Below are 26,763 nucleotides of genomic sequence, written 5' to 3'. Positions count from 1 at the left end.
AACCGAGGCTCAGTGCGCGGCGCGGCGGGCCAGCGCCCCGCGGGAGCGGGTCACCAGGGCCGCCAGCAGGGCGGCGCCGAGGGGCACGGCCACCAGGAGCGCGGCGAGCGTCTCCCAGGGGATGACGATCGGCACGTACGGCGGGGTGTCGCCGCCGCCCCAGCCGTTGTCGAGGGCTTCCCGGTAGAAGCGCATCTGCTCGCGCTGCTCGGTGAGCCGCAGCCCGATCGCGGGCAGGACACCGGCCGCCGAGCCGAGGACCACACCCATCGCCGCGACCACACCGCACTGGAAGCCGCTGAGGGTGCGGCGCACCCGGGGCGGGGCGCCGACCGCGGCGAGCGTCTTGAGATCGGCCTCCGCGTCCGCCTGGGCGAGACCGGTGGCGATGCCGGCCGCGCCGATGGTGACCAGGCCGGCGAAGACGGTCAGCGCGAGGAGCACGAGTCCGCTCTCGCTGACCCAGCCCTGCTCCACGGTAAGCTCGACGTTGCTGCCGAGCTTGGCGATCTCGCCGTCGAGCTTCTGCCGTTCCTCGGTGCTGGGCAGCCGGTCGGTGGTGAAGAAGGCGCCGAGCGGGACGGTGGTCAGTCCGGCGGCCTTGGCGGCGGCGGGGCTGAGCACGCTCTGCAGGCCGTAGGCGTTCGGGGACCCGGGCACCAGGTAGGCGGGGAAGGACGTGACCTCGCCCGGTGCGGGCTTGTTCTGCTCGGAGGCCCGGTCGGCGGCCTTGAGGTCGGTGATCAGCTTGATGCCGACGGTGCCGTTCCGGTCGATCTGGGGCTTGTGGAAGCTGACGATCTTTCCGTCGGCGAGGGCCTTGGCGGCGCCGGGGTCGTCGATGCCGAGGACCTTCAGGAGCGGGGCGTCGGCGATGAGGAGCCCGCCCTCGACGTAGACGCCCTCACCGTTGCGCATGAGGCAGCGCCAGTCCTTGGCGAGGGCGCGCCGCTGTTCCTTGGTGTACTTCTCCGCGGGGTCGGAGCCGTCCGGAGTGCTGACCCACAGCGGGCACTCGTTGGCCGGCGGGGTGACGACCTCGAAGCGGCCGCAGCCGTCGCCCTCGCCCCACGGGGCGCAGCCGGGCTTGCCGACGGCGATCCGGGACACGTCGGCGCGGATGTCGACGGGCAGCGTCCGCTGCACGGCGTCACGGACCTCGGGGACGTCCCGGCCGCCCTCCTCGGTGACGAGCGCGGCGACGGCCCCGTGCGGCAGGCTCGCCCGGTAGTCGGCCAGACTCTGGGCGTCGCGGCTCGCGGCGTACGTCGAGACGGCGACGGTGCCCGCGACGGCGGCCAGGACGGCGGCGACGGCGGGGGCCGTACGGCCCCGGTTGCGGACGGCGTCCCGCAGGGCGAGGCGCGGCGAGAGCGGCAGCCAGCGGCCGACCCGGCCGAACAGGCCGACCAGGGCCGGCGTCATGGCGACCACGCCCAGCTCGGCGATGGCCGAGCCACCCGCGACCAGGATGAACTGGTCGGAGACGACCGATCCGTACAGGGCGATGGCCGCGCCGAGCACGACGGCGCCGAGGCCGATCAACGGCAGGACGCGGTTGCTGCGGCGCACGCCGCGGCGGCCGGTGAGGGAGGCGAGGACGGTCTGCCGGGAGGCGGTGACGGCCGGGACGATCGCGGAGAGCAGTCCGGTGAGGACGGCGAGCGCGGCGATGGCGAGCAGTTCGAGCGGCTTGACGGTGAAGCCGCCGAACCGCTGGCCCAGGTAGTCCTCCAGGAGCGGCCGCAGGGCGAAGGTCAGGATGACGGCCAGGACCGTGCCGACCACGGCCGCGGCGACGCCGATGACGAGGCCGCCGCTCAGCACGATGGCCCGGATGTGGCTGCGGGCACCGCCGTTGGCGCCGACCAGGCCCAGCTGGCGGCGGGAACGACGGGCGCCGACGGCGAAGGCGGGGCCGGCGAGCAGGCAGATCTCCAGCATCGCGAGGCCGACCACCGTGCCCACGGCGGCGAGCGCGGCGGCGTCGGCGGCCCCGCTGCTCTCGTAGGTGCCCCAGCCTTCCTTCTGGTAGAGCGGCACCTCGGCGTCGGCGGGCGGGTCGAGGGCCACGGCGCGGGAGGTGACCAGGACGCCCTTGGCGTTGATCGTCTGGACCGTGTTCCACGTGAAACCACCGGACTTCTTCACCAGGTACGTGGTGGAGACGTCGGGCTTCGGCAGGCCGGCCTTCTCGACCGCCTTGGCGTACGGCGCGAGGAAGGCCCCGGGCAGGGCGTTGACCTGCTGTGCCGTCAGGTCGCTGGGCAGCTCGTACGAGCCGCTGATCACATAGGTGCGGTCGAAACCGCGGGCGGTGAGGGTGGAGCCGATCGAAAGTCCGCTGCTCTCCAGGAACCGGGTGGTCGCGGCGATCTCGTCGTTCTTCTCCGGGAAGCGGCCCTCCTGCAGGCGCATGATGCCCCGGGCGACGGGATCGGCGGCGGCCAGCTCGCGGACCTCGGCCTGGAGCAGACCGTGCGTGGTGGTCAGCTTGGCGCTGCCCCTGCTGTCGGTCAGCACCGTCGAGCCGGCCGGGATGGCCTTGGTGACGTCGGTGGGGCCGTCGGGCCAGGACTTGCCCGGCGCGTCGTAGTCCCCGGCAGGGGCGTACTGCTCACCCTTCGGGTCCTGGAGGATGGCCACGCCGCCCATACCGGCGTCGGAGAAGCGGGCGTCGGCGGCACCTATGGTGCGCTCCATCCGCTGTGCCGGGGTGAGCTCGGCGCTGCGCAGCGTCAGGTCGAAGGCGCTCACGCCCAGGATCGGCAGGGCGATCATGGCGAGGACGAGGAAGCTGCGGCCCTTGGCGCGCCAGGCGTCACGGCGGGCGATGCGGACCGCGGCCCGCCAGGAGTGGAACCAGGTCGTCACCGCTGGGCCGCCCGGCCGGTCAGGAGCGAGTCGGCGTCGCTGCGTACGGTCTGGTCGACGACGGCGCCGTCCCGCAGGAAGACGACGCGGTCGGCCCAGGCGGCGAACCGCGGCTCGTGGGTGACCAGGATGCCGGCGGCGCCGGCGTCGCAGCGGGAGCGCAGCAGGGCGAGCACGGACTCGCCGGTCTCGGAGTCGAGGGCGCCGGTGGGCTCGTCGGCGAGGACGAGCCGGCGGTCGCCGACGAGGGCGCGGGCGATGGCCACGCGCTGCTGCTGGCCGCCGGACATCTCGTCCGGGAAGCGGTCGGCGAGGTGGCCGAGGTCCATCTCGGTGAGGGCGGCGAGGGCCTCGGTGCGGGCCTTGCGGGCGGATATGCCGTCCAGCTCGCGGGGCAGGGCCACGTTCTCGGCGGCGGTGAGCGCCGGGATGAGGTTGTAGTCCTGGAAGACGTAGCCGATGCTGCGGCGGCGCAGGGCGGCGAGCTCCTTGAGGCCCGCGGTGGTGATGTCGGTGCCCTCGACGAAGACCTGCCCGGAGGTGGGGGTGTCGAGGCCGCCGGCGATGGTGAGCAGGGTCGATTTGCCGGAGCCCGAGGGGCCCATGACGGCGACGAGTTCACCGGGGTGGACGTCGAGGTCGATGCCGCGCAGGGCGTGCACCTCGGTGGCGCCCGAGCCGTGGACACGGGTCAGGTTCTGCAGACGCAGCACGGGCTGCTGCTGTGTGGACATGGTTCCCCCTCGGGCGTACGCCGGCGAACGCCGTGTGTCGCTGGGACGGACGACGGACGGTCGTCGGCGACGCCGTGCGTACGGTATGGGTCTGGTCGGGTGCTTCGGGTGCGTCAGGTGGTTCGGGTGGTTCGGGTGCTCCGGATGGTTCGGACGCTTCGGGTGGTCAGGGCCGGTGGTGGAGGCCGGAGGTCACGGGCGGTGCCGGTGCGGCCCCCTCGGCCCCCGTCCCCGACCCGGCCGTGGCCGTCCCCGTCCCGGCCGCCCCCGCCGCCGAGGCGGTCGACGAGAGGCGGATCAGCCGGGACTCGCAGTGGTCGAGCCAGCGCGCCTCGGCCTCGGTCTGGAAGATCAGCTGCTCCAGGACGAGCAGCCAGGCGACGTCGTCCCGCTCTCGGGCCCCGTTCTTCTCGACGGCGGCGAGGGCCTGCGCCTTCAGCCGGGTGTAGTCCTGCATGGCCTTCACGGTGTGCCGGCGCTGGGACTGGATGACGTCACGGATGTCGACCCCGGGCGCCCCGACGGCCATGGCCAGCTTGATGGCCAGCTCGTCGCGGGCCGGGCTGGTGCGGTCGACGGGGTTCTCGAACCAGCTGCGCAGTTCGGCGCGACCGCTGTCGGTGATCGCGTAGAGCGCGTGGCCGGCCTCGTCCTCGCCGTCCTGGACGACCATGCCGTCGCGTTCGAGCCGGCTGAGCGTCGTGTAGACCTGGCCCACGTTCAGCGGCCAGGTGGAGCCGGTGCGGGACTCGAACTCCGTACGGAGCTGTGAGCCGTAGCGCGGGCCGCGTTCGAGGAGGGCGAGAAGCCCGTGGCGGATGGACATACCGAGTATGTATACCGAGTAAGTCGCCGTCGACAAGCGCCCTGAGGCGGATCCCGGAGGTCCGACTCAAGGGGGACCCCGGCCGCCGTGGCGGGCTCAGCGGCGGCGCATCCGCACCCCGAGGAAGCCGATGCCGAGGCCCATCAAGGCCAGCCCCACGCCCAGCGTGAGCACGGGAATCCGCCGGTCGGAGAGGTCGAGGGGGGCCTCGGTGCCGATGCGGGGAGCGGCCGCCGGCAGCTCCCCGGGAGAGCTCCGGACGACCGGTCCGTCCGTCCCGGGTACCACCTCGACGGCCTCGTCCGGCTCCTCGACGGACTCCTCCTCTGTTGCCGTTTTGGTACGAGCGGGCTCCTCCGGGCTCGTGGGCGACGGGGAGCCGGAGGCGTCGGCGGGGCGGCCGGGCCGCTCCCTGCCCTCCCCCGCCGGCCGCCCCGCGAGCGAGGCGGAGTCACGGGGCACGGGCGCTTCGGACGGCCCGGCCGGCCCCGACGGCTTGGGCGCGGCGGGACCTGCGGGCCCGGCGGGACCGGAGGAAGGCGACGGCGAGGGCGAAGCCGAGGGGCCGGGCGGGCGATCGGGCGAGGAGGGTACGGCGGTGGTGGCCGCGGAACCGCTCGGCGCGGGAGCGGGCGGCGGGGCGGAGGCGGTCGCGGTCACCGCCGACGAGGGCGAGGCGGCCGGCGACCCCGGGGGGCGCCGCACGGCGGCCTCGGGACCCGGCGCGCCGGCGCTCCGCGAGGCCCGGGGCGCGCCGTCGGACCCGTAGGCCCCGTAGGCCCCGGCCCCGTGCGCCTCGGAGCCGGGCACGCCCGCCTCGGAGCGGTACGCCACCGACCCGTACACCCCGGCCCCGTACACCCCGGCCCCGTACGCCACCGACCCGTACGCGAGCACCCCGCACGCCACCGATCCGGCGCAGACCGTCCGCGCCCACCCACGAGACCGAAGACGAGACCGAAGACGAGGACGTGGTCCTGGAGCCACCGGGTGACCCCCTCCCGTACCGAGCCGCCGAGTTGTTCGACTCAGCGTCACATGACGGGACAAACCCGGCATCCCGGACAGGTCCGACCGAGTCCGACCGGGGCCGGCCGAGTCAGACCGACTCCGACCGGGTCCGGACGGTCCCGAGGGACCGCCCCGCCCGTCCAGGGCCCCGCTACTGCTGCGGCGGGTTGCCCGTGGAGACCACGAACGTGAACTCGGCGTCCTCGGCGGTGATGTCCTCACCCGCGGGCGGGTACTGGCTGATGACCGTGCCCTGGCCGTAGGTGGCCTCGTCCGTCGACGACTCGCTCTTGACCTTCCAGCCCGCGGCCTGGAGGCAGTCCTTCACCGACTTGATGTTCTTGTACGTGAAGTCCGGGACCTGGAACTTGCTCGGGTCGCTGCTCGACTCCGTCGGCTCCGTGCACTTCTTGGTGGCGATGGTCTTGGTGAGGTCCGGGCCCTTGTGGCCGGGCGCCGTGCTCACGCTCTGGCTCGGGTCGCCGCCCGCGTTCTGGCCGCCCTCCGGGTCCTTGTTCATGAGCGAGACGCCCACGATCACGCCGATCACGACCACCAGGCCGAGGGCACCGATGGCGATCTTGTTCGTCCGGCCCTGGGAGGAGCCGCCACCGGTGACGGCCGGCGCGGCCTGCTGCTGCGGCACGGTGTACGGGCCGGGCGTGGGCATCGGGGCCGGGGTCTGGTAGACGGACGCCGGAGGCGGGGTGTGCGCCTGCTGCGGGTAGCCGTACGACGGGGCGGGGGCCGGGGTCGGCGCCCCGTACGGGCCGGGCTGCGGGGTCGGCTGGTACGGCGTCTGGATGCCGTGCGCGGACGGCGGCGGGGTCTGGCCGACCGGCGGGAAGACCGCGGAGCCGACGCCCGAGCCGCTGTTGACCGGGCCGCCCGCGACGATCACCGGCGCACCGGTCTGGCCGGCGGCCAGCACCCGCAGGCACTCGTCGCGCATGGCGGCGGCGCTGGGGAAACGCTCGTTCGGGTTCTTCTTCAGGGCGCGGGCGACCAGGGCGTCCATCGCGGGGGTGACCGCGCGGTTCACCGAGGACGGCAGCGCCGGCTCCTCCTGCACGTGCGCGTACGCGATGGCGAGCGGCGAGTCCGCGTCGAACGGCAGACGGCCCGTCAGCAGCTGGAAGAGCATGATGCCGACCGAGTACAGGTCGGAGCGGGCGTCCACGCCGCGGCCGAGCGCCTGCTCGGGGGACAGGTACTGCGGGGTGCCGACGACCATGCCGGTCTGGGTCATCGAGGTGACCCCGGACTGCATCGCGCGGGCGATGCCGAAGTCCATGACCTTGACCACGCCGCGCTTGGTCATCATCACGTTGCCCGGCTTGATGTCCCGGTGGACCAGGCCCATCTCGTGGCTGGTCTCCAGGGCGGCGAGCACGTCCGCCGTGACCTTCAGCGCCTTGTCGGCCGGCATGGCGCCGTGGGCCTGGATGTCCGCGGCGAGCACCGAACCGAGCGGCTGGCCCTCCACGTACTCCATGACGATGTACGGCATGACGGCGCCGTCGAGGGTGTCCTCGCCGGTGTCGAAGACCGAGACGATGTTCGTGTGCGACAACTTCGCAACAGCCTGCGCTTCGCGGCGGAACCGTTCGCGGAAGGACTGTTCGCGGCCGAGCTCGGTGTGCAGGGTCTTGATGGCGACCTGGCGGTCGAGGGCGCTGTCGTACGCCAGGTACACCGACGCCATGCCGCCCTCGCCGAGAAGGTCGCGAAGCTGGTAGCGGCCGTTCGCGACCGAACCGCCCGCATAGCGGCCCTGTGCGCCGTCCTGGCTCATCTCGTGCTTCCCCCTACGCGCGCGTGGCGGCGCTGATCCGGAATTTCCTGGCCAAGTCTGCCCGAGGGCAGTGACACGTCAAGCCGGGCACCGGTTCGGTGCCCGATCCGTGACCCTCCGCACCGCCGCTGTTCCGGAAGCGTGACAGGAACGGCATCGGATTTGCACAGGCGTACGTACCGGGTGCCGGTGGCCGGCGCATCGCGGACCGTGATGTCGTACGGAGCCTGTAGCGTGACGACTGGAGACGGCACGAGAGACGACGGCGAGGACTGATGGCACCCGAATCCGGAGCAGGTGGCGGTGTGCCGGACGCTTCCGCCGAGTCGTGGGGCGTCGGCGGAGTCGTCGGCGACGGACGCTACCGCCTGACACACCGTCTGGGCCGAGGCGGCATGGCCGAGGTCTTCGCGGCCGAGGACGTGCGCCTCGGGCGCACGGTCGCCGTGAAGCTGCTGCGCCCGGACCTTGCCGAGGACCCGGTCTCCAAGGCCCGCTTCACGCGCGAGGCGCAGTCGGTCGCCGGCCTCAACCACCACGCGATCGTGGCGGTGTACGACTCGGGCGAGGACCTGGTGGGCGGCCAGTCCGTGCCGTACATCGTGATGGAGCTGGTCGAGGGCCGCACCATCCGCGACCTGCTGATCAGCGCCGAGGCGCCGGGTCCCGAGCAGGCCCTCATCATCGTCTCCGGCGTCCTGGAGGCGCTCGCCTACTCCCATCAGCACGGCATCGTGCACCGGGACATCAAGCCGGCGAACGTGATCATCACCCACACCGGCGCCGTCAAGGTCATGGACTTCGGCATCGCGCGCGCCCTGCACGGGGCGCAGTCGACGATGACCCAGACCGGCATGGTCATGGGCACGCCGCAGTACCTCTCCCCCGAACAGGCGCTCGGCAAGGCCGTCGACCACCGCTCCGACCTGTACGCGACGGGCTGTCTGCTCTACGAACTGCTCGCGCTGCGGCCCCCCTTCACCGGCGAGACCCCGCTGTCGGTGGTCTACCAGCACGTCCAGGACGCCCCCGTCCCGCCGTCCGAGGTCGCCGAGGGGGCGCCGCCGGAGCTCGACGGCCTCGTCATGCGCTCGCTCGCGAAGGACCCGGACGACCGGTTCCAGAGCGCCGAGGAGATGCGCGGCCTGATCCAGTACGGGCTGCAGATGCTCCAGGAGCAGGGCGGCCACACCGGCGCGTGGAACACCGGCCCGGTGGACACGCACGACAGCTTCCGCACGCCGCCCGGCGGCGCGGCGGCGACGGCCGTCATGGGCCACCCCATGCACCACGAGACCGCGCAGGGCCCGATCCTGCCGCCGCGCAACCCGGACGACGGCGGTTACGACGGGGGCTACGACAGCGGTCAGGGCGGCTACGGTCAGGGCGGGGCCTACGGCGCGCAGGGCGCGGGCGGCCACAAGGGCGGGCGCGGCAAGGTGCTGCTGTTCGTGGCGCTCGCGCTGGTCGCGATGGTCGCGGGTGTCGTCTACGCGCTGGACAAGGCCGGGGAGAAGGGCGGCGGCACCAACAAGCCGCCGGCCGTCACCGACTCGCCGTCCACGACGAAGGAGACGCCGACCCCGTCCGAGGAGCCCTCGAAGGAGACCGGGACCCCGGACTCGTCGAGCGGCGGCGGCGACTGGCAGACCTATCCGCCGACGACCCGGCCCCCGTACCGCCCGACGACCGAGCCGACGCCGTCGACCGACCCGACGGGCACGACCGACGGCGGCACCGGCACCGAGGGCTCCACGGAGGGTTCGACCGAGGGGTCGACGGAGGGCTCCAGCGAGGGCTCGACGGAAGGCAGCAGCACGGAGGGCACGTCCACCGGCACCTCCACGGGCACGTCCACCGGCACCTCGACCGGCACCAGCACCGGCAGCTCCACGGGCACGTCCACCGGCAGCTCCACGGGGACGTCGACCGGGACCTCCACGGGCACGGGAACGGGCAGCGGCAACGGCACCGGCTGAGCCCCATCCGGTGCCTCACCCCGTGAACGCGTCGCGCACCGCCTCGTACTCGCGGGTCCACCACACCGCCAGGGCCGACACCGCGGGGAACTGCGGATCGGCCCTGCGGTCGTGCAGCTGGTAGCGCCAGCGCAGGGTCCAGAAGTCGTTGAGGCGCTCCCACCACACCCGGTCGACCGCGGCGGCCAGTTCGGCGCCGTCCGCACCGGCCGCCCGGCGGTACGCGCGCGCGTACACCCGCACCTTGTCGAGGGCCAGTTCACCGGCCGGCCGTACGAAGAAGATGGCGGCGGCCCGCACGGCCTCCTCGGCGCGCGGGCGGACGCCGAGGCGGTCCCAGTCGACGATCGCGGCCGGCTCGGCGCCCCGGTAGAGCAGGTTGAAGGGGTGGAAGTCGCCGTGCACCCAGCCGGTCGCCGCGGCGGCCGGGGGCCGGCGGTGGGCATGGGCGGCGAGCAGCACCCGGCGTTCCCGCAGCCGGTGCTCGGCGAGTTCGTCGAAGCCGTCGCGCGGCCGGCGGGCGCGGACCAGGCGCAGCAGCTCGTCGATGAGCCGGAAGGTGTCCTCGGGCCGGGCGCTCTCGTGTCCGGGGTTCGGCGGCGGGGCACCCATCACCCGGTCCAGGCAGGTGTGGACGTGCCCGAGGAGGGTGCCGAGGCGCCGGCAGCCGGCCCGGGTGAGCTGGGCGCCGTCGCGGTGCCGCCCGTCGATCCAGGGGTGCAGGGCGTAGCAGTGGCCGCCGATGACGGCGACCGTGCGGCCCGCGGAATCGGGCAGCGGCGGGGCGACGGGCAGCCCGAGGCCGTGCAGGCGCTGGGTGGCCCGGTGCTGGCGGACGATGGTGTCCCGGTCGGCGGTGCGGGCGTCCACGTGCTGTTTGAGGAAGTACGCGCCACGGGTGGTGGCGAGCCGGTAGCCGCGGTTGAGCAGGCCCTGGGCGACCGGCTGACAGGACAGCGGCTCGCCGGCGTCGGCGTAGCGGCGCAGCAGGGCGCCGACGGGCGGGGCCAGATGAGGGGCGGGTGGTGCAGATGAGCGCGGCACTCGCCAGATGGTAGATCACGCTGCGTGGTGGAGTTGTCGCTCCCCGGAGTGGAGGCCCACGGTCCGCTCGGCGGAGGGCCCGCCGGCCTCTCCCGCGCCCACCGGTCCGCCGGCCTTTCCCGCGGCCGGTCCCTCAACCCGTCCCTCGGCCGGTCCCTCAACCCGCCCCTCGGCCGGTCCCTCAACCCGTCCCTGGGCCGGCGCCTGGTCGACGGTGTGCACGGTGACGAACCGGGGCTCCACGCGCATGTAGACCGGGTCGAAGGGCTCGCCGTCCACGGAGCGGGGGGCCGGACCGAAGGCGGCGAGCTGTTCCTCGGTCGGTTCGACGACCTCGGCGGTGCCGGTGAACTGCACGGACCACAGCTGTGCGGCGCCGGAGGTGAGGTTGTCCGCGCCGTAGGCGACGACACCGCCGTCGCAGGCCCGGTGGTAGCCGAGCCCACGGTGGAGCCGGAGCAGAACGCCTCCGTCGGCCACGATGTGGCGGGCCGGGGCGACGAACGGCATCGCGCGCATGCTGGTGGCCACCCGCCCGTACGACACGCGGTTCAGCAGCTCGACGGCGCGGATCTCCTCGGTGGACATGGATCCCACTCTCCGCCACCCGCACCGCCCCGGAAAGGGGCCCCTGCCCCGGTCCGCAGGGACGTAGGTCCCGAATGCGGGCCGTCCGGCCCGCCCGGGTCAGTGCCGTTCGGCCTGCAGGCGCGCCACATACGCGGCGGCCTGGGAACGCCGTTCCATGCCCAGCTTCGACAGCAGGCTGGAGACGTAGTTCTTGATGGTCTTCTCGGCGAGGTGGAGCCGCTCGCCGATGGCCCGGTTGGTCAGGCCCTCGCCGATCAGGTCGAGGATCCTGCGCTCCTGCTCGGTGAGATTGGCGAGCCGGTCGTCACCCTTCGGGCCGTTGCCGTCGCGCAGCCGCTCCAGGACCCGCGCGGTGGCCACCGGGTCGAGCAGCGACTTGCCGGCCGCGACGTCCCGGACGGCGTTCAGCAGCTCGTTGCCGCGGATGGCCTTGAGGACGTACCCCGAGGCACCCGCCATGATCGCGTCGAAGAGGGCCTCGTCGTCCGCGTACGAGGTGAGCATCAGGCATTTGATGGCGTCGTCCTGCGAACGGACCTCGCGGCAGACCTCCACGCCGCTGCCGTCCGGCAGCCGCACGTCGAGCACGGCCACGTCGGGACGGGTCGCGGGGATCCTGACCAGGGCGTCCGCCGCCGTACCGGCCTCGCCGACGACCTCGATGTCGTTCTCCACGGAGAGCAGCTCGTGGACGCCGCGCCGCACGACTTCATGGTCGTCCAGCAGAAATACCCGGATTTTTCCTTCTTCGCGCACGCGGTCAGTCTCACATATTGGCTCTTCCCGCGCCCGGGGTGACCGGGATAACGTGCCGGGTGTTCCGACGACGTCGTCGGGCCGCTGTCCCATGCGCTGACCAGCGGCGAATCCCGCTTTTCTCGATTTACTTGGAAATCCAAGCAAAATCGCAGGTCAAACGGGGTTTCGCAGGAATGCCGCACTGTGGGTAACGTGCCTATGACGGCGCTCGCCGGGGCACCTGTCACGCCTCACCCCGGCCGCGTCGCACCCACCCCGTGCGAAGGGTACGGAGAAGGCGGAGCCTCCCCTTACCACTGGTAGGGGGGACCCCAGGCCTCACCGGCGAACCCGGAGGCCGGACCGACGGAGGAGCACGCACGTGACCGTGGAGAGCACTGCCGCGCGCAAGACGACGCGACGCAGCAGCGGCGCCAAGCGCACCCCCAGCGCCGCGAGCGCGAAGAAGGCTCAGGCCGCACAGCAGGCGGAGCCCGAACTCGTTCAGCTGCTGACGCCCGAGGGTGAGCGCGTCCAGCACCCCGAGTACGACATCGACCTGAGCGCGGAGGAACTGCGCGGTCTCTACCGCGACATGGTCCTCACCCGTCGCTTCGACTCCGAGGCCACCTCCCTGCAGCGCCAGGGCGAGCTGGGCCTGTGGGCCTCGCTGCTCGGCCAGGAGGCCGCCCAGATCGGCTCCGGCCGCGCCCTGCGGGACGACGACTACGTCTTCCCGACCTACCGCGAGCACGGTGTCGCCTGGTGCCGAGGGGTCGACCCGACCAACCTGCTCGGCATGTTCCGCGGAGTGAACAACGGCGGCTGGGACCCCAACAGCAACAACTTCCACCTCTACACGATCGTCCTCGGCTCGCAGACCCTGCACGCCACCGGCTACGCCATGGGCGTCGCCAAGGACGGCGCGGACTCGGCCGTGATCGCGTACTTCGGCGACGGCGCCTCCAGCCAGGGCGACGTCAACGAGTCGTTCGTGTTCTCCGCCGTCTACAACGCCCCGGTCGTGTTCTTCTGCCAGAACAACCAGTGGGCCATCTCCGAGCCCATCGAGAAGCAGACCCGCGTCCCGCTCTACCAGCGCGCCCGCGGCTTCGGCTTCCCCGGCGTCCGCGTCGACGGCAACGACGTCCTGGCCTGCCTCGCGGTGACGAAGGCGGCCCTGGAGCGCGCCCGCCGCGGCGAGGGCCCGACCCTCATCGAGGCGTTCACCTACCGCATGGCCGCCCACACCACCTCCGACGACCCGACCCGCTACCGCCGCGACGCGGAGCGCGAGGCATGGGAGGCCAAGGACCCGATCCAGCGCCTCCGCACGTACATGGAGAACGCCGGTCTGGCCGACGCGGCCTTCTTCGAGGAGCTCGAGACCGAGAGCGAGGCGCTCGGCAAGCACGTCCGCGAGGTCGTCCGCGCCATGCCCGTCCCGGACCACATGGCGATGTTCGACCACACCTACGCGGACGGGCACGCGCTCGTCGACGAGGAGCGCGCGCAGTTCGCCGCGTACCAGGCGTCCTTCGAGGGCGGAGAGGGCGAGTAATCATGGCTGTTCAGAAGCTTCCCCTCGCGAAGGCGCTCAACGAGTCGCTGCGCAAGGCCCTGGAGACCGACCCCAAGGTCGTCATCATGGGCCTGGACGTCGGCAAGCTGGGCGGTGTCTTCCGGATCACCGACGGCCTGCAGAAGGACTTCGGCGAGGACCGGGTCGTCGACACCCCGCTCGCCGAGTCCGGCATCGTCGGCACCGCGATCGGCCTGGCGCTGCGCGGCTACCGGCCGGTCGTGGAGATCCAGTTCGACGGCTTCGTCTTCCCGGCGTACGACCAGATCGTCACCCAGCTGGCGAAGATGCGAGCCCGTTCGCTCGGCACGGTGAAGATGCCGGTCGTCATCCGCATCCCGTACGGCGGCGGCATCGGCGCTGTCGAGCACCACTCCGAGTCCCCCGAGTCGCTCTTCGCGCACGTCGCGGGTCTCAAGGTGGTCACCCCGGCGAACTCCTCCGACGCCTACTGGATGCTCCAGCAGGCCATCCAGAGCGACGACCCGGTCATCTTCTTCGAGCCCAAGCGCCGCTACTGGGACAAGGGCGAGGTCGACACCGAGGCCATCCCCGGCGAGCTGCACAAGGCCCGGGTGGCCCGCGAGGGCACCGACCTGACGCTCGCCGCGTACGGCCCGATGGTGAAGACCTGCCTGGAGGCCGCCGCGGCCGCCGCCGAGGAGGGCAAGTCGATCGAGGTCCTGGACCTGCGCTCGATCTCCCCGCTGGACTTCGACACCATCCAGACCTCGGTGGAGAAGACCCGCCGCCTGGTCGTGGTGCACGAGGCGCCGGTCTTCTTCGGCTCCGGCGCGGAGATCGCCGCCCGCATCACCGAGCGCTGCTTCTACCACCTGGAGGCCCCCGTCCTGCGGGTCGGCGGCTACCACGCGCCGTATCCGCCGGCGCGCCTGGAGGAGGAGTACCTGCCGGGCCTGGACCGCGTGCTCGACGCCGTCGACCGCTCGCTGGCGTACTGAGGAGAGCATCGTGACGATCCGCGAATTCAAGATGCCCGACGTGGGCGAGGGCCTGACCGAGGCCGAGATCCTCAAGTGGTACGTCCAGCCGGGTGACACCGTCACCGACGGGCAGGTCGTGTGCGAGGTCGAGACGGCGAAGGCGGCCGTGGAGCTGCCGATCCCGTTCGACGGCACGGTCCACGAGCTGGTCTTCCCCGAGGGCACGACGGTCGACGTCGGCCAGGTCATCATCTCCGTGAACGTGGGCGGCGCCGCGCCCGAGGCCCCCGCGGCCCCGGCGCAGGAGCCGGCCCAGGCGCCGGCACCCGAGCCGGCCACCGTCCCCGAGCCGGCCGCCGAGGCCGAGCCGGAGGGCCGTCAGCCGGTCCTCGTCGGCTACGGCGTGGCCGCCGCCTCCACCAAGCGCCGGGCCCGCAAGGGCGCCGTGGGCGCCGTGGGCGCCGTGGTGCCCGGCCAGGCCGCCGCGGCGATCCAGGGCGAGCTCAACGGGCACGGCGGGGTCGCCACCGCCGCCCGCCCGCTGGCCAAGCCGCCGGTGCGCAAGCTCGCCAAGGACCTCGGCGTGGACCTGGCGTCGGTGACCCCGACCGGCCCGGACGGGATCATCACCCGCGAGGACGTCCACAAGGCCGCCGCCCCGGCGCCCGCGGTCGAGGCAGCCCCGGCCCCGGCCCCGACGCCCGTCGTCGAGACCCCGGCGGCCCCGGTGGCCCCGGCGCCCGCGCTCGCGACGGACGCCCGGGAGACCCGTATCCCCATCAAGGGCGTCCGGAAGGCCACGGCGGCGGCGATGGTCGGCTCGGCCTTCACCGCGCCGCACGTCACCGAGTTCATCACCTTCGACATCACGCGCACGATGAAGCTGGTCGAGGAGCTCAAGTCCGACAAGGACATGGCCGGCCTGCGGGTCAACCCGCTGCTCCTCATCGCCAAGGCGGTCCTGGTCGCCATCAAGCGCAACCCGGACATCAACGCGACCTGGGACGAGGCGGCCCAGGAGATCGTGCTCAAGCACTACGTCAACCTGGGCATCGCCGCGGCCACCCCGCGCGGTCTGATCGTGCCGAACATCAAGGACGCGCACGCCCAGACCCTGCCCGAGCTGTCGCGGTCCCTGAGCGAGCTGGTCGCCACGGCCCGCGAGGGCAAGACGACCCCGGCGGCGATGCAGGGCGGCACCTTCACCATCACCAACGTGGGCGTCTTCGGCGTCGACACCGGTACGCCGATCATCAACCCGGGCGAGTCCGCGATCCTCGCGGTCGGCGCGATCAAGCTCCAGCCCTGGGTCCACAACGGCAAGGTGAAGCCCCGCCAGGTCACCACCCTGGCCCTCTCCTTCGACCACCGCCTGGTCGACGGCGAGCTCGGCTCCAAGTTCCTGGCCGACGTGGCCGCGATCCTGGAGCAGCCGAAGCGGCTCATCACCTGGGCGTAATCGCCCCGCGAGCGCTGTTTCACGTGAAACGCCCGGCCGGGGACGGTGACGTCCCCGGCCGGGCGTTCGTGGCGTTCGCCCGTAGGCTGCGGTTCGAACAGACGACCTGCGAAGGGCGGCCACCACGCGATGCGCACGACGAAGCCGGCGGAGGCCCGCATCGAGGATGCGGACAACATCCTGGTCGCGCCTCCGGCGCTGCACGAAGACGACCTGGTCAGGAACTTCTTCGGGACCGTCCTCACCCCCGAGGACCTCGCCTCCGGCGCGCCCGGCCTCGCGGGCAGGACCGTCTACCTGTGCGGCGACATATCAGCGATCGGCGCCCCGCGACTGCGCGGCGCCGCGCGCGTGTTCGTCGTCCAGGAGCTGTCGTACGGTGGCGACGACGTCGATGCCGCCTGGACCCCCGTCGGCCTCGGCCGCGTTCCCGTCCGCGTCCATGGCGTCGGCGTGTACTACCGCCGCTTCTTCGACCCCGACGGCGATCACTTCGCACGGATCCGCGCGGAGCACGCGTTCCAGTCCCTGACGGAGTCCACCAAACCCGGCACGGCCCAGCGCAGCGGCATCTATCTGACACCCGTCACGCGCGAGGGAGACGAGCTGCGTTTCCGCCTGCTCCGGTGCTCCACGAACTTCTCCGGGCCCACCGAAAACTTCCGCCCGACCGACACGAGCATCGTCGAGGAACTGAACCGCGAGGCCGCCGTCGTCTTCCGTGGCCAGGCACCGCTCAACCACGTGCTCGCGCAGATCTACCACAACACCCGTGCCACGGCGGAGCGCAGACAGTCAAAGGCCAGGATCTCCTCCCACGCCGACAAGACCAAGGACATGCCCGCCAACGGCATCATGGCCTTCTGCACCTTCTACGACCGGCTCGACGGTCTGCGGCCCCTGGCCGAGGACGCCTTCGACCTCGGCGTGAAGGGCGTCAGCGCCCTCACCAGGCTCCACTTCCGCCTCAAGGAGCCGGCCGGAGACCGTGACGGCACCGCGCTCCCCTCGCGGTTCAGCCTGACCCTCCACCCCGGCTCGGTCTTCTTCATGCCGCTGTCCACCAACCGCCTGTACACGCACGAGATCCGGCCCGCGGCACTGGACGCCGCACTGCTCCCGACCCGCCTGGGGTACGTGGTGCGCTGTTCGGGCACCGAAGCCGTGCACAAGAACGGCCACACGTTTCTCCAGAGGGCCGGTGGCCCGGTGCCACTGGAGCCGCCCACGCAGGCCGGCATGGACGAGCTGCGCCGGCTGTACGCCGAGGAGAACAGGTCCTCGTCCTTCGTCGATTACGGCGAGGAATTCCTCTTCAGCATGAACGCGGGAGACTACCTTGCCCCTCGTATCTAGACCGCCTTTCGGATCCAGGATTTCGGACGAGATCGTCTCGTGCGATCTGCCGGCCGACGAGGACCTTTTCGCCGAGCTCTCCGCGTCGGTCCGTTTCGAGGACGTGGGAAAGGGCCGCCGCGGCGCCGTGCTCACCAGGATCGACGAGACGGGTGCGGTGCCCCTCGTACGGACCACCACGCGCTACGGCGGCCCGGCGCAGCCCTTCCGGCCGGTGCACGAGCGGCTGGCGCGACGCATCCAGGAACGGGCGGGCCTTCCCGGCGGCTTCAACAACGCTCTCATCGAGAGCTACACGCACGCGTACCGGACGATGGGCAGTCACTCCGACCAGGCCCTCGATCTGGCCGAGGACTCCTTCATCGCCGTGTTCTCCTGCTACCGGGATCCCACGGCGGGCCCGTCGAGGAAGCTGGTCTTCGAGACGAAGGGGTCCGGCGCGGAGACGTTCGAGATCCCCCTCACCCACCACGGCGTCGTGGCGTTCTCCGTCGACGCGAACCGGCGCCTCCGGCACAAGATCGTCTGGGACGCGCCCGCCGGTGCGCCGGACAACCCCTGGCTGAGTGTGACCTTCCGGGCCTCGAAGACCCTCGTCCGCTACCGCGACGGACACGCCCACCTCCCCGGAGGAATCCGGCTGACGGCGGCCGACGACGAGCAGGCGCGCGCGTTCTATCGGCTGCGGCGCCGCGAGAACGACGAGACGGACTTCGTCTACCCGCCGCTGACGTACACCGTCAGCGAGAGCGACCTGATGCCGCCTGAGCCACTGCCCTGAGACCGACAGGCCCGACCGCCGGCCCGACGGCCGACCCGACCCCCGACCCCCGGCACCTACCCGTCCGCATCGCGGACGCGGCTGCCCGTTGCACCCCTGTTGTATCTATGCTGTGCGCATGCCAGCCGTCGCGCCCTCCCGCACCAAGCGGCCCCCCGCCGCCGACCGCGTCTACATGCACGTCAAGCAGGCGGTGCTCGACCGCCGCTACGAGGGAGGCACCCTTCTCACCGAAGGGGAGCTGGCCGAGGCCGTGGGGGTGTCGCGGACGCCCGTGCGGGAGGCGCTGCTCAAGCTGGAGATGGAAGGGCTGCTCAAGCTCTACCCCAAGAAGGGCGCGCTCGTGCTCGCCGTGTCCGCCCAGGAGATCGCGGACGTCGTCGAGACCCGGCTCCTCGTCGAGGAGTTCGCCGTACGGCGGGCGGTGCCCGCGCCGCCCGCGCTGATCGCCCGGCTCGAAGAGCTCCTGGAGGAGCAGAAGCGACGGGCCGAGGCCGGGGACCTCGCCGAGGTCGCCGTCACCGACCGCTGCTTCCACGCCGAGATCGTGCGGCACGCCGGCAACCAGATCCTGGCCCGCCTGTACGACCAGATGCGGGACCGGCAGCTGCGCATGGGCGTCGCCGTGATGCAGTCGCAGCCCGACCGGATCGCCAAGAACATCGCCGAGCACGCCGAGATCCTGGACCGGATCAAGGCCGGGGACGTGGAGGGCGCAGCCCACTGCGTGCGCCAGCACCTCAGCTGGGTCAAGGTGCTCGTCCGGGGTGAGGAGCGGTGAGCCGCGACGCGTACGGGCCGGCCGTCAGTCTGCCCGGCGACCCGCCCGGCGGCCGCCGCGCCGCCCTCGTCTGGGGCGTCGGCGTCGCCGTCTACTTCGTCGCCGTCATCTTCCGCACCTCGCTCGGCGTCGCCGGGCTCGACGCCGCCGACCGCTTCGGCGTCAACGCCTCCGCCCTGTCCACCTTCTCCATACTCCAGCTGCTGGTCTACGCGGGCATGCAGATACCCGTCGGCCTCATGGTCGACCGGCTCGGCACCAAGAAGGTGCTGACCTTCGGCGTCCTGCTGTTCACCCTCGGCCAGCTGGGCTTCGCGCTCTCCCCCTCGTACGGCATGGCGCTCGCCTCCCGCGCCCTGCTCGGCTGCGGCGACGCGATGACCTTCATCAGCGTGCTGCGGCTCGGCAGCCGCTGGTTCCCCGCCCGACGCGGGCCGCTCGTCGCCCAGCTCGCCGGGCTGGTCGGCATGGCCGGCAACCTCGTCTCCACGATCGTCCTCTCCCGGCTCCTGCACGGCGTCGGCTGGACGGCCGCCTTCGCGGGGAGTTCCGCCGCGGGCGTCCTCGTCCTCGTGCTTCTGCTGCTGTTCCTCAAGGACCACCCCGAGGGCCACGAGCCCGCGCCCGCCCCGCGCGCCGGCGCCGCCTTCGTCCGACGGCAGATCGCCGAGTCCTGGCGGGAGCCTGGCACCCGGCTCGGCCTGTGGGTGCACTTCACCACCCAGTTCCCCGCCATGGTGTTCCTGCTGCTGTGGGGCATGCCGTTCCTCGTCGAGGCCCAGGGGCTCGACCGGGGGACGGCGGGGGAGCTGCTGACCCTCGTCGTGCTCTCCAACATGGTGGTCGGGCTCGTCTACGGGCAGGTCATCGCCCGGCACCACGCCGCCCGCACCCCGCTGGCGCTCGGCACCATCGCCGTCACGGCCCTGCTGTGGGCGACCACCCTCGTCTACCCGGGGGACCGGGCGCCGATGTGGCTGCTGATCACCCTCTGCACGGTCCTCGGGGCCTGCGGCCCGGCCTCCATGATCGGCTTCGACTTCGCCCGCCCCGCCAACCCGCCCGAGCGGCAGGGCACCGCCTCCGGCATCGTCAACATGGGCGGCTTCGTGGCCTCCATGACGACGCTCTTCGCCGTGGGCGTGCTGCTTGACGCCACCGGGGACGACTACCGGATCGCCTTCTCCTCCGTCTTCGTCCTCGAAGCGCTCGGTGTCGTGCAGATCCTCCGGCTGGGGGCCCGCACGGCCCGCCGGGAGCGGGAACGGCTGGTCGCGAGCCGGGTGGAGGCCGTGCACGTGCCGGCGTGACCTCTACGGGACAGGGTGCCCCTCAGTTCGGCGTGACCCCTACGGGGCGCGTCCTCCCTACGGGGCGCGTCCTCAGTTCGGCGTGACCGCGAAGTGGGCCAGGATCGCCCGCGCCAGGTCCTCGTCGCCCTCGGTCTTCACCCGGTCGGCCACATCGGCCGGCCGGACCCGGCCGCAGGCGAGGCGGACATAGGTCTCCCAGTCCGTCGCCAGCGTCACCGCGGGCCCGAGCGAGGGCGCGCCGTCGATCGAGCCGTTGCCCTCGGCGTCCACCCGCACCGTCCGCAGGAACTCCACCGGGCCGCTCACGTCGAACACGACCGCCGAACTCGCCGGAGCGCCCGCCTCCTTGGCCACCACGTGCGGCAGCGCCTCCAGGAGCACGTCGCGGGTGATGTACGCGCCGGGGGAGTCCAGGTTGCCCGGGACGCCGAGCGCGGTGCGCAGGTCCTGCTCGTGCACCCAGCAGTCGAAGGCGCGCATCCGGTAGGCCAGTTCCAGGGTCTGCTCGGCGCCGAGGGGGGCGCGGATCAGGGTGTCGGGCGACCGGTTCTCGTTGCGCAGCTGCCGCGCCCGCCGGATCAGGACGTACTCCAGCTCCGCGGTCATCTCCGGCGCGGTGTGGTGCCGCCGCACGTCGACCTGCATCTCCATGTAGCGGGCGAAGTCGCTGCGCACGTGGAAGAGGTCGCGGGGCAGGCTGTGGATGGGCCGCGGGTCGCCCAGCATCTCGGTCTCCATGCCGATGACATGGGAGACGATGTCGCGGACCGACCAGCCCGGGCACGGTGTGGCGCGGTTCCACTCGCCCTCGACGAGCGGCTGCACCAGCTCGGCTATCGCTTCGACGGAGTGGGTCCAGGCGTCGGCGTAGTTCTGAAGGCTGGGATGGACGGTCACGGGACCCCTCGGCGGTTCTGCGGTGCGCGGGCTGGCTAGCTGGCGGGCTGAAAACATGACTCGTGGGAGGCTCGGTCGCTAAGTTACGCTGCCCGAAGGCACCCCGGCAGTGCTTTCGTGTGACGATCGTAGGCCGGAGTCGACGGCTCGAATGCCAGGACGGTGGTAGTGTGCGCGCCTCACTGATCCAGATCGCGGTGAATCCGGACGAGACGGTCGAAACGCGGCGCGCCCGTGTGGCGCGTCTGGTGCGGGAGGAGCGCGGCGCCGCCGACCTCGTCGTCCTGCCGGAGCTGTGGACGACCGGCGCTTTCGCCTACGAGGAGTTCGCCGTTGAGGCGGAGCCGCTGAAGGGCCCCACGTACGAGGCGATGTCCGCCGCCGCGCGCGACGCGGAGGTCTGGCTGCACGCCGGCTCGATCGTCGAGGCGGAGGGCGGCGCCCTCTACAACACCTCGCTGGTCTTCTCCCCGGACGGAGAACTCGCCGCGAGCTACCGGAAGATCCACCGCTTCGGCTTCGACAAGGGCGAGGCGGTGATGATGGCGGCCGGCGCCGATCTGGTCACCGTCGACCTGCCACGGCTCACCGCCGGTCTCGCCACCTGCTACGACCTGCGCTTCCCCGAGCTCTTCCGCGGCCTCGTCGACGCCGGCGCCGAGCTCTTCGTCGTCCCGGCGGGCTGGCCCGCCCGCCGCCGCGGCCACTGGACCCTGCTCGCGCGGGCCCGGGCCGTCGAGAACCAGTCGTACGTCCTGGCCTGCGGCACCGCCGGCACCCACGCGGGCGTCGAACAGGCCGGCCACTCGATCGTCGTCGACCCCTGGGGCGAGGTCCTGGCGGAAGCGGGCCCGCAGGAGGAGACCCTGCGGGTCACCCTCGACCCGGCGAAGGTCACGGCCACCCGCGAGCAGTTCCCGGCCCTGAAGGACCGGGTGCTGTAGGGCCCGCGGGGCCACTTGTGCGCGGACCCCGGCGCCGGTCATGACCCCGGCCGCCGGCTCGGCGCCGGCCCCCGGGCCCCGGCCCGGCCTCGGCCGTCCGGGGCGGACCTGGCCCCGGCCTCCGGCTCGGCCCTGGCCTTCGGCCCCCGACTCTGCCCCGCCTCGGCCCCCCGGGCGGGCCTGGCCTCCGGCCCCCGGCGCGGTCTCGGCCCCCGGCTGCCGCCTCCGGCCCCGACCTCCCGGCCCGGCCCCCGACTCAGCCCCGGCCTCGCCCTCCGGGCTGGCCCGCCCTCCTGCCCCGGCGCCCAGCATCGGCCCGTCCCCGGCAGGCCACCGCCGCCCGCCGCCCGCCCACCGCCCGCGCGGGAGACGCTCCCTCAGACGGTGATGGCGTTCAGCGCGGCAGGCCGGGAACCGGGCCGGGACCCCGGCCCCGATCCCCGCACCGCCTCCGGCTCGGGCGCGTACGCGGCCCACGCCTCCGCCAGCCTCCGCACCGCCTGGGACAGCACCTCCGGCGGCAGCAGGAAGTGCAGCCGCAGCATGCGGCCGCTGCCGCCGAGCGCGTCCATGGTCGAGCCGGGCAGCACGGCCACCCCGTGGCGCAGCGCGACCTGCGCGAAGGACACCCCGTCTCCGTACGGCAGTTCCACCCACAGGGTCTGCCCGCCCGAGGCCGGCGGGCAGCGCCACGAGGGCAGCCTGCGGCCCAGCTCGGCGCGCAGCAGGTCGTGACCGGCGCGCAGCTCCGCCACCCGCGCCCGCAGCAGCGGCTCGAAGGAGCCGAGCAGCCGCGCCGCCACCAGCTGCGCCGGAACGTCACTGCCGAGGTCGTGCAGGGCCTTCAGCCGGGCGAGGCGGGCCACCAGCGGGGCCGGGCCGCGCACCCAGCCGATCCGCAGGCCGCCCCAGACCGCCTTGCTGAGCGAGCCGACGCCGATGACCTCCGTACCGTACGAGGAGAGCGGCGGCGGCCCCGGGCGGTCGCCGAAGCCCAGCTCGCTCAGCACCTCGTCCTCGACCAGCGGCACCCCCCGCGCCTCCGCCGCCGCGACCAGGCGCCGCCCGAGCAGGGGCGGCAGGACCGTGCCGGTCGGGTTGTGGAGATGCGGGACCACATAGGCGAGGGCAGGGCGGTGGCGTTCCATCAGCCGTACGGCCTCCGGCACGTCGAGGCCGTCGGGGCCCACCGCCACCGGGTACGGCACCGCCGCCGCCTCCCGGAACAGGTCGAGCGCCCCCGGGTAGGTCGGCGCCTCCACGAGGACCCCGTCGCCCGGTGCCACCAGGAGCCGGGTCAGCAGACCGATCGCCTGCTGGGCGCCGGTGGTGACCAGGATCCGGTCCGGCGAGGTCGGCACGCCCCGCTCCTCGTACCGCCGGGCGACGGCCTCCCGCAGCGCGGGCAGCCCGGCCGGGTGGTAGCCGAGGTCGTGCGCGGGCAGGACGAGACCGGCGTACGCCTCGGCGAGCTCGGGCGGCGGGGACGGCGGCGCGGCGCAGCTCAGCAGGATGACGTCGTCGGTGGGATCGAGCAGATGCAGGAACATCGGGTTGGACGTCTCCGTCACCCGCGGGCCGGGCGGCGTGAGCGCGGCCGGCGCCACCCGCGTACCGCTGCCCTGACGGCGTACCAGACGGCCCTCCTGACGGAGCGTCTCGTAGGCGGCGACCACCGTCGTCCGGCCCACCGACAGCGCGGCCGCGAGCCGCCGGTCGGGCGGCAGCGGCGCGCCGGGCGGCAGCAGGCCCTCGTCGATCAACTGCCGTATCCGCGCGGCGAGCAGCAGATACAGCGGCCCGCGCCCGGCGGACCAGCGGCCGAGCCAGGCGACCAGCTCGCCCACGGAGGGAGTCATTGGATCCATCGGCAGACCAATCTGCCGGGATTGGTCCTGTGGACGCAAGCCCACCGTCCCCAGACTGACCGTCATGAGCGCCGACACCCAGACCCCTTCCTCCGCCGGAACGCCCAGCCCTTCGTCCGCCGGAACGCGCACGCCTTCGTCCGCCGACACCCACACCCCTTCGTCCGCCGACCGCCCCGAGACCCTCGCCGTCCACGCTCCGCAGCCGGAGATCCCGGGCAGCCGGCCGCTCGGCGTGCCGATCCACCAGGGCCACGTCTTCGCCTTCGACAGCGCCGACGCCCTCGCCGAGGCCTTCGCCTCCCCGGACGCCTTCCTCTACAGCCGCATGGGCAACCCCACCGTCCGCTCCCTGGAGCTGGCCGTCGCCCGGCTGGAGGGCGGCGCCGACGCCCTCTCGTACGCCTCCGGCATGGGCGCCATCAACAGCGTGCTGCTCGGCCTGCTCTCCACCGGCGGGCACGTCATCGCCCAGCGCTGCCTGTACGGCGGCACCTACGCCGTCCTCACCGACCTCGCCGAGCGCTGGGGCGTCGAGGTCAGCTACGTCTCCGGCACCGACCCGGACGAGGTGCGCGCCGCGCTGCGCCCCGAGACGCGGCTGCTCTACCTGGAGACCATCGCCAACCCCACCACCCGGGTCTCCGACCTGCCCGCGCTGATCGCCGCCGCCCGCGAGGCCGGGGTGCCGTCCGTCGTCGACAACACCTTCGCCTCGCCGCTGCTGTGCCGGCCGATCGAGTACGGCGCCGATGTCGTCGTGCACTCGGCGACCAAGTACCTCGCGGGCCACGCCGACGTCCTCGGCGGCGTCGCCGTCTTCAAGGACACGGAGCTGCACCGCCGGATCCGTCACCACGCGGTCGAACAGGGCGCGGTCACCGACCCGTTCGCCGCCTGGCTGACCCTGCGCGGACTGCAGACGCTGCCGCTGCGCATCGAGCGGCAGAGCGCGAGCGCCGCCGAGCTCGCCGGCCGTCTCGCCGCCCACCCGGCGGTGGCCGCGGTCCGCCACCCCTCCGTCCCCGGGCACCCGGACCACGAGGTGGCGGCCCGCCTGCTGCCGAGGGGCGGCGGCGGGGTCGTCTCGCTCGACCTGGCGGGCGGCCGGGAGGCCGGCCGGGCCTTCGTGGAGGCGGTCCGCCTCGCCTCGCTCAGCGTCTCCCTCGGCGATGTGAAGACCCTCGTCATGCACCCGGCCTCCACCTCCCACCGGCAGCTGGACGAACGGGCCCTCGACGCGGCGGGCATCGCCCCCGGCACGGTCCGGCTGTCCGTCGGCATCGAGCACGTCGAGGACCTGTGGGAGGACCTGGAGCAGGCGCTGGCCAAGGCCGTCTAGGGCGCGGCGGATCCGTGGGGGGGCGGGGGCGGTCAGTCCTCCCGCTCCCGCTCGGCCATCCGGATCACGCACACGGCGACCGCGATGAGCAGGGCGGGGTCGGTGTCCTCGCGGACCACGTTCACGGCGTAGGTGTCGCGGACGTGGAACCACCGGCGCGAGATGTGCGCGAGGAGTTCGCCGTCGTACTCGACGGTGAACTCCCGGGCCAGGATCCGACCGCTGACGTCCAGCTCGGTGCCCTCGGCCAGGGTGACCCGGAAGTGGTTGCGCAGCAGCGACAGCCGCTTGCGGCGAACGGTGGCGAGCGGCTGTTCCTCCCGCTCGATCGTCATCGTGTCGCGCAGGCTGAACATCTTCTTCCGCAGCGTGACCAGGATCCGCCCGTCCGGGTCCTTCAGCTCCAGGGTGTCGCGCAGCCGCAGGGCCTTGCCGTCGACGAGGAAGGCGTGCCGGCCCCGCTCGTCCTCGATCCAGTAATCGTCGCCGATGGCGAAGATCTTGTCCCGTACCAGGTATTTCATGGCGGTATGCCTTCCCCGTCACAGCGGGAAGTAGCGGGTGAACGGATCCGGGGTCACCCCGAGCGTGGCGCCGAAGGGGGCGTCCAACTGGTAGATGAGCAGGATGGTGAAGGCGATGAAGCCGGACAGGCCCATCACCAGGATCACGTGGGTGGTGTTGCGTTCGAGGCCGAAGAGGAACATGAAGGCCACGGTCAGCACCCCGCCGATGATCAGTCCCGTCCACAGGACCACGGAGAGGCTTTCCCCGGCCGCCGTCTCCCGGCCGCGGCGGGCGTCGTCGACGTAGCCGAGCTGGGCCAGCACCTCCTGGGCGGCGATCTGCTGCGCCAGGGTGGCCCGCCCCGTGAGCTCGCCGGCCGTGCGCAGCCGGTCGAGCAGCGCCCAGCCCTCCGTGCCGAGGGGTTCGCGCTCGGCCATCCGGGGCCATTCGACCTCCACGACATGCGCGGCGTACGCGCGGGCGGCGTCCCGCACCGGCTGCCGCTGGGCGGGGGGCAGCGCGTCGGCCAGGAGGTAGGTCTGGTGCAGGGCGCTCGCCTCGGTCTGCACCCGGTCGTCGGCGGTGGCGCGGTTGTCCCAGACGGACACCAGGCACAGGCCGAGCACGATCGCGTAGAAGACCGACACCATCATCGAGATGTACTCGGCGACGTCCTCGCGGGGCTCCTCGCCCTCCCGGAGCGGGAAGAGCTTGGTCTTGACGATCACGGCGAGCGCGGCGACCACGGCGACGGCGAAGACGACGACGAGGGTGACAAGGAGGGCCATGAGACCTCTCAGCAGGCTTTCTCAGCGGTGGCGGGAACCGAGCAGGGCGGCGGCGACGGCGGCCGGGATGAGGATCAGGAGCAGCGTCAGGACGGTCCCGAGCTGCGGCAGTTCGCGGTAGCGGCGGTTCAGGCGCGGCAGCAGCCCCTCCTCCCCGGCCGCGGCGGCGGGGGGCCGGGTGGCCGGCACCCGGGCCGGGACCTCGCCCGGTTCCTCGGCGACGGCGGGCGGGGGCTGCACACCGGGGGGCCGTACGTCGCCGGGTGGGCGTGCCACGCCGGGCGGCCGTACGGCATCCGGAGGCGGTACGGCGCCGGGCGGCGGGGCGACCGGTGGTACGGCGCCGGGCGGTACGGCTCCTGGTGGCGGGGCCGCGCCCGGAGCCGCACCGCCGGTCAGGGCGCGCAGGGCGGCCTCGGTCAGGGCGGCGGCCGCGGCGGCGGGCGCGGGGACGGCGGCGGCCCCCCCCCCGGCGGCCCCCCCCGGGGCCCCCCCGGGGCCGCGGGGGGCGCCGGCCCGGGCCCCCGCCCCCCCTCCTGCGGGGGGGGGCCACTGGGGGGGCGCGCGCCTCAGAAGGGCCGGGGCCTCAGGAGGGCCGGGGGCCTCGGG

23 protein-coding genes and 1 pseudogene are annotated in these 26,763 nt (G+C 73.2%); 11 read left to right on the top strand and 13 right to left on the bottom strand.

The window, feature by feature from the left end; all coding sequences use genetic code 11:
* Positions 1 to 9: 9 nt before the first annotated feature.
* The 4 genes from ABTZ91_RS10385 to ABTZ91_RS10370 all read right to left on the bottom strand — a co-directional run bounded on the left by ABTZ91_RS10385 (position 10) and on the right by ABTZ91_RS10370 (position 4,896).
* Positions 10 to 2,874, bottom strand: coding sequence for an FtsX-like permease family protein (locus ABTZ91_RS10385; protein WP_352076735.1), 2,865 nt, complete (start codon positions 2,872 to 2,874; stop codon positions 10 to 12).
* Entirely contained in the window at positions 2,871 to 3,608 is a 738-nt protein-coding gene (locus tag ABTZ91_RS10380; RefSeq protein WP_352076734.1) for an ABC transporter ATP-binding protein, read from the bottom strand. Before ABTZ91_RS10380 ends, ABTZ91_RS10385 begins: the two co-directional genes overlap by 4 nt.
* A gap of 166 nt (positions 3,609 to 3,774) precedes the next feature.
* Entirely contained in the window at positions 3,775 to 4,434 is a 660-nt protein-coding gene (locus ABTZ91_RS10375) for a PadR family transcriptional regulator (protein WP_352076733.1), read from the bottom strand.
* 96 nt (positions 4,435 to 4,530) lie between these two features.
* Positions 4,531 to 4,896 carry a hypothetical protein gene (locus ABTZ91_RS10370; RefSeq protein ID WP_352076732.1) on the bottom strand — a complete coding sequence of 122 codons (366 nt, stop codon included), beginning with the start codon at positions 4,894 to 4,896 and terminating at the stop codon, positions 4,531 to 4,533.
* 136 nt (positions 4,897 to 5,032) lie between these two features.
* Between ABTZ91_RS10370 and ABTZ91_RS10365 the strand changes: the two genes are divergently transcribed.
* On the top strand, positions 5,033 to 5,203 hold the full coding sequence (locus ABTZ91_RS10365) for a hypothetical protein (RefSeq protein WP_352076731.1): 171 nt from the start codon (positions 5,033 to 5,035) through the stop codon (positions 5,201 to 5,203).
* Positions 5,204 to 5,596: 393 nt separating this feature from the next.
* Here the strand turns inward: ABTZ91_RS10365 and ABTZ91_RS10360 are convergent, their stop codons facing one another.
* Positions 5,597 to 7,240 carry a protein kinase domain-containing protein gene (locus ABTZ91_RS10360; RefSeq protein WP_352076730.1) on the bottom strand — a complete coding sequence of 548 codons (1,644 nt, stop codon included), beginning with the start codon at positions 7,238 to 7,240 and terminating at the stop codon, positions 5,597 to 5,599.
* Positions 7,241 to 7,515: 275 nt separating this feature from the next.
* On the opposite strand from ABTZ91_RS10360, the gene ABTZ91_RS10355 reads away from it, so the two are divergent.
* Positions 7,516 to 9,219, top strand: a complete 1,704-nt coding sequence (locus ABTZ91_RS10355) for a protein kinase domain-containing protein (RefSeq protein ID WP_352076729.1) — start codon at positions 7,516 to 7,518, stop codon at positions 9,217 to 9,219.
* Between the two features lie 15 nt (positions 9,220 to 9,234).
* Here the strand turns inward: ABTZ91_RS10355 and ABTZ91_RS10350 are convergent, their stop codons facing one another.
* The 3 genes and pseudogenes from ABTZ91_RS10350 to ABTZ91_RS10340 all read right to left on the bottom strand — a co-directional run bounded on the left by ABTZ91_RS10350 (position 9,235) and on the right by ABTZ91_RS10340 (position 11,610).
* Positions 9,235 to 10,263: a phosphotransferase gene (locus ABTZ91_RS10350; RefSeq protein WP_352076728.1), complete on the bottom strand. Its 1,029-nt coding sequence runs from the start codon at positions 10,261 to 10,263 to the stop codon at positions 9,235 to 9,237.
* A 207-nt stretch (positions 10,264 to 10,470) separates the two neighbouring features.
* A pseudogene (locus tag ABTZ91_RS10345) lies at positions 10,471 to 10,851 on the bottom strand (pyridoxamine 5'-phosphate oxidase family protein); the annotation flags it as partial.
* A 99-nt stretch (positions 10,852 to 10,950) separates the two neighbouring features.
* Positions 10,951 to 11,610 (bottom strand): response regulator transcription factor, encoded by a 660-nt coding sequence (locus tag ABTZ91_RS10340; RefSeq protein WP_352076727.1) that lies wholly within the window; start codon positions 11,608 to 11,610, stop codon positions 10,951 to 10,953.
* A gap of 364 nt (positions 11,611 to 11,974) precedes the next feature.
* Here ABTZ91_RS10340 and pdhA point away from each other — a divergent pair, with 364 nt between their 5' ends.
* The 7 genes from pdhA to ABTZ91_RS10305 all read left to right on the top strand — a co-directional run bounded on the left by pdhA (position 11,975) and on the right by ABTZ91_RS10305 (position 19,805).
* Positions 11,975 to 13,153 carry a pyruvate dehydrogenase (acetyl-transferring) E1 component subunit alpha gene (gene pdhA, locus ABTZ91_RS10335; RefSeq protein ID WP_352076726.1) on the top strand — a complete coding sequence of 393 codons (1,179 nt, stop codon included), beginning with the start codon at positions 11,975 to 11,977 and terminating at the stop codon, positions 13,151 to 13,153.
* A gap of 2 nt (positions 13,154 to 13,155) precedes the next feature.
* Positions 13,156 to 14,136, top strand: coding sequence for an alpha-ketoacid dehydrogenase subunit beta (locus ABTZ91_RS10330; protein WP_352076725.1), 981 nt, complete (start codon positions 13,156 to 13,158; stop codon positions 14,134 to 14,136).
* Positions 14,137 to 14,167: 31 nt separating this feature from the next.
* Positions 14,168 to 15,577, top strand: a complete 1,410-nt coding sequence (locus tag ABTZ91_RS10325) for a dihydrolipoamide acetyltransferase family protein (RefSeq protein WP_352076990.1) — start codon at positions 14,168 to 14,170, stop codon at positions 15,575 to 15,577.
* 129 nt (positions 15,578 to 15,706) lie between these two features.
* Positions 15,707 to 16,933, top strand: a complete 1,227-nt coding sequence (locus ABTZ91_RS10320; protein WP_352076724.1) for a hypothetical protein — start codon at positions 15,707 to 15,709, stop codon at positions 16,931 to 16,933.
* A complete protein-coding gene (locus ABTZ91_RS10315) occupies positions 16,917 to 17,714 on the top strand; it encodes a hypothetical protein (protein ID WP_352076723.1) in 798 nt (265 codons plus the stop codon). Before ABTZ91_RS10320 ends, ABTZ91_RS10315 begins: the two co-directional genes overlap by 17 nt.
* Positions 17,715 to 17,832: 118 nt before the next feature.
* Entirely contained in the window at positions 17,833 to 18,495 is a 663-nt protein-coding gene (locus tag ABTZ91_RS10310; protein WP_352076722.1) for a GntR family transcriptional regulator, read from the top strand.
* Positions 18,492 to 19,805, top strand: coding sequence for an MFS transporter (locus ABTZ91_RS10305; protein ID WP_352076721.1), 1,314 nt, complete (start codon positions 18,492 to 18,494; stop codon positions 19,803 to 19,805). The genes ABTZ91_RS10310 and ABTZ91_RS10305 overlap by 4 nt, the downstream gene beginning before the upstream one ends.
* Positions 19,806 to 19,877: 72 nt before the next feature.
* Here the strand turns inward: ABTZ91_RS10305 and ABTZ91_RS10300 are convergent, their stop codons facing one another.
* Positions 19,878 to 20,705, bottom strand: a complete 828-nt coding sequence (locus tag ABTZ91_RS10300) for a maleylpyruvate isomerase family mycothiol-dependent enzyme (RefSeq protein ID WP_352076720.1) — start codon at positions 20,703 to 20,705, stop codon at positions 19,878 to 19,880.
* 170 nt (positions 20,706 to 20,875) lie between these two features.
* Between ABTZ91_RS10300 and ABTZ91_RS10295 the strand changes: the two genes are divergently transcribed.
* Positions 20,876 to 21,649, top strand: coding sequence for a carbon-nitrogen family hydrolase (locus tag ABTZ91_RS10295; protein WP_352076719.1), 774 nt, complete (start codon positions 20,876 to 20,878; stop codon positions 21,647 to 21,649).
* A 377-nt stretch (positions 21,650 to 22,026) separates the two neighbouring features.
* Here ABTZ91_RS10295 and ABTZ91_RS10290 read toward each other — a convergent pair whose 3' ends face one another.
* On the bottom strand, positions 22,027 to 23,508 hold the full coding sequence (locus tag ABTZ91_RS10290; RefSeq protein WP_352076718.1) for a PLP-dependent aminotransferase family protein: 1,482 nt from the start codon (positions 23,506 to 23,508) through the stop codon (positions 22,027 to 22,029).
* Positions 23,509 to 23,581: 73 nt separating this feature from the next.
* Between ABTZ91_RS10290 and ABTZ91_RS10285 the strand changes: the two genes are divergently transcribed.
* Positions 23,582 to 24,859, top strand: coding sequence for an aminotransferase class I/II-fold pyridoxal phosphate-dependent enzyme (locus ABTZ91_RS10285; RefSeq protein WP_352076717.1), 1,278 nt, complete (start codon positions 23,582 to 23,584; stop codon positions 24,857 to 24,859).
* A gap of 32 nt (positions 24,860 to 24,891) precedes the next feature.
* Here ABTZ91_RS10285 and ABTZ91_RS10280 read toward each other — a convergent pair whose 3' ends face one another.
* From ABTZ91_RS10280 to ABTZ91_RS10270, 3 genes are read right to left on the bottom strand one after another with little or no spacing between them, the layout of a single operon-like run.
* Entirely contained in the window at positions 24,892 to 25,383 is a 492-nt protein-coding gene (locus ABTZ91_RS10280; protein WP_352076716.1) for an LURP-one-related family protein, read from the bottom strand.
* An 18-nt stretch (positions 25,384 to 25,401) separates the two neighbouring features.
* A complete protein-coding gene (locus tag ABTZ91_RS10275) occupies positions 25,402 to 26,154 on the bottom strand; it encodes a hypothetical protein (RefSeq protein WP_352076715.1) in 753 nt (250 codons plus the stop codon).
* Positions 26,155 to 26,175: 21 nt separating this feature from the next.
* Positions 26,176 to 26,430 carry a hypothetical protein gene (locus ABTZ91_RS10270; protein ID WP_352076714.1) on the bottom strand — a complete coding sequence of 85 codons (255 nt, stop codon included), beginning with the start codon at positions 26,428 to 26,430 and terminating at the stop codon, positions 26,176 to 26,178.
* Positions 26,431 to 26,763 lie beyond the last annotated feature (333 nt).

Origin of the sequence: Streptomyces sp. NPDC126499 (assembly GCF_040302485.1) — a bacterium.
Lineage (GTDB): Bacteria > Actinomycetota > Actinomycetes > Streptomycetales > Streptomycetaceae > Streptomyces.
Note: the sequence above shows the minus strand (reverse complement) of the source record. Positions and strands in the feature narration are given on the sequence as shown.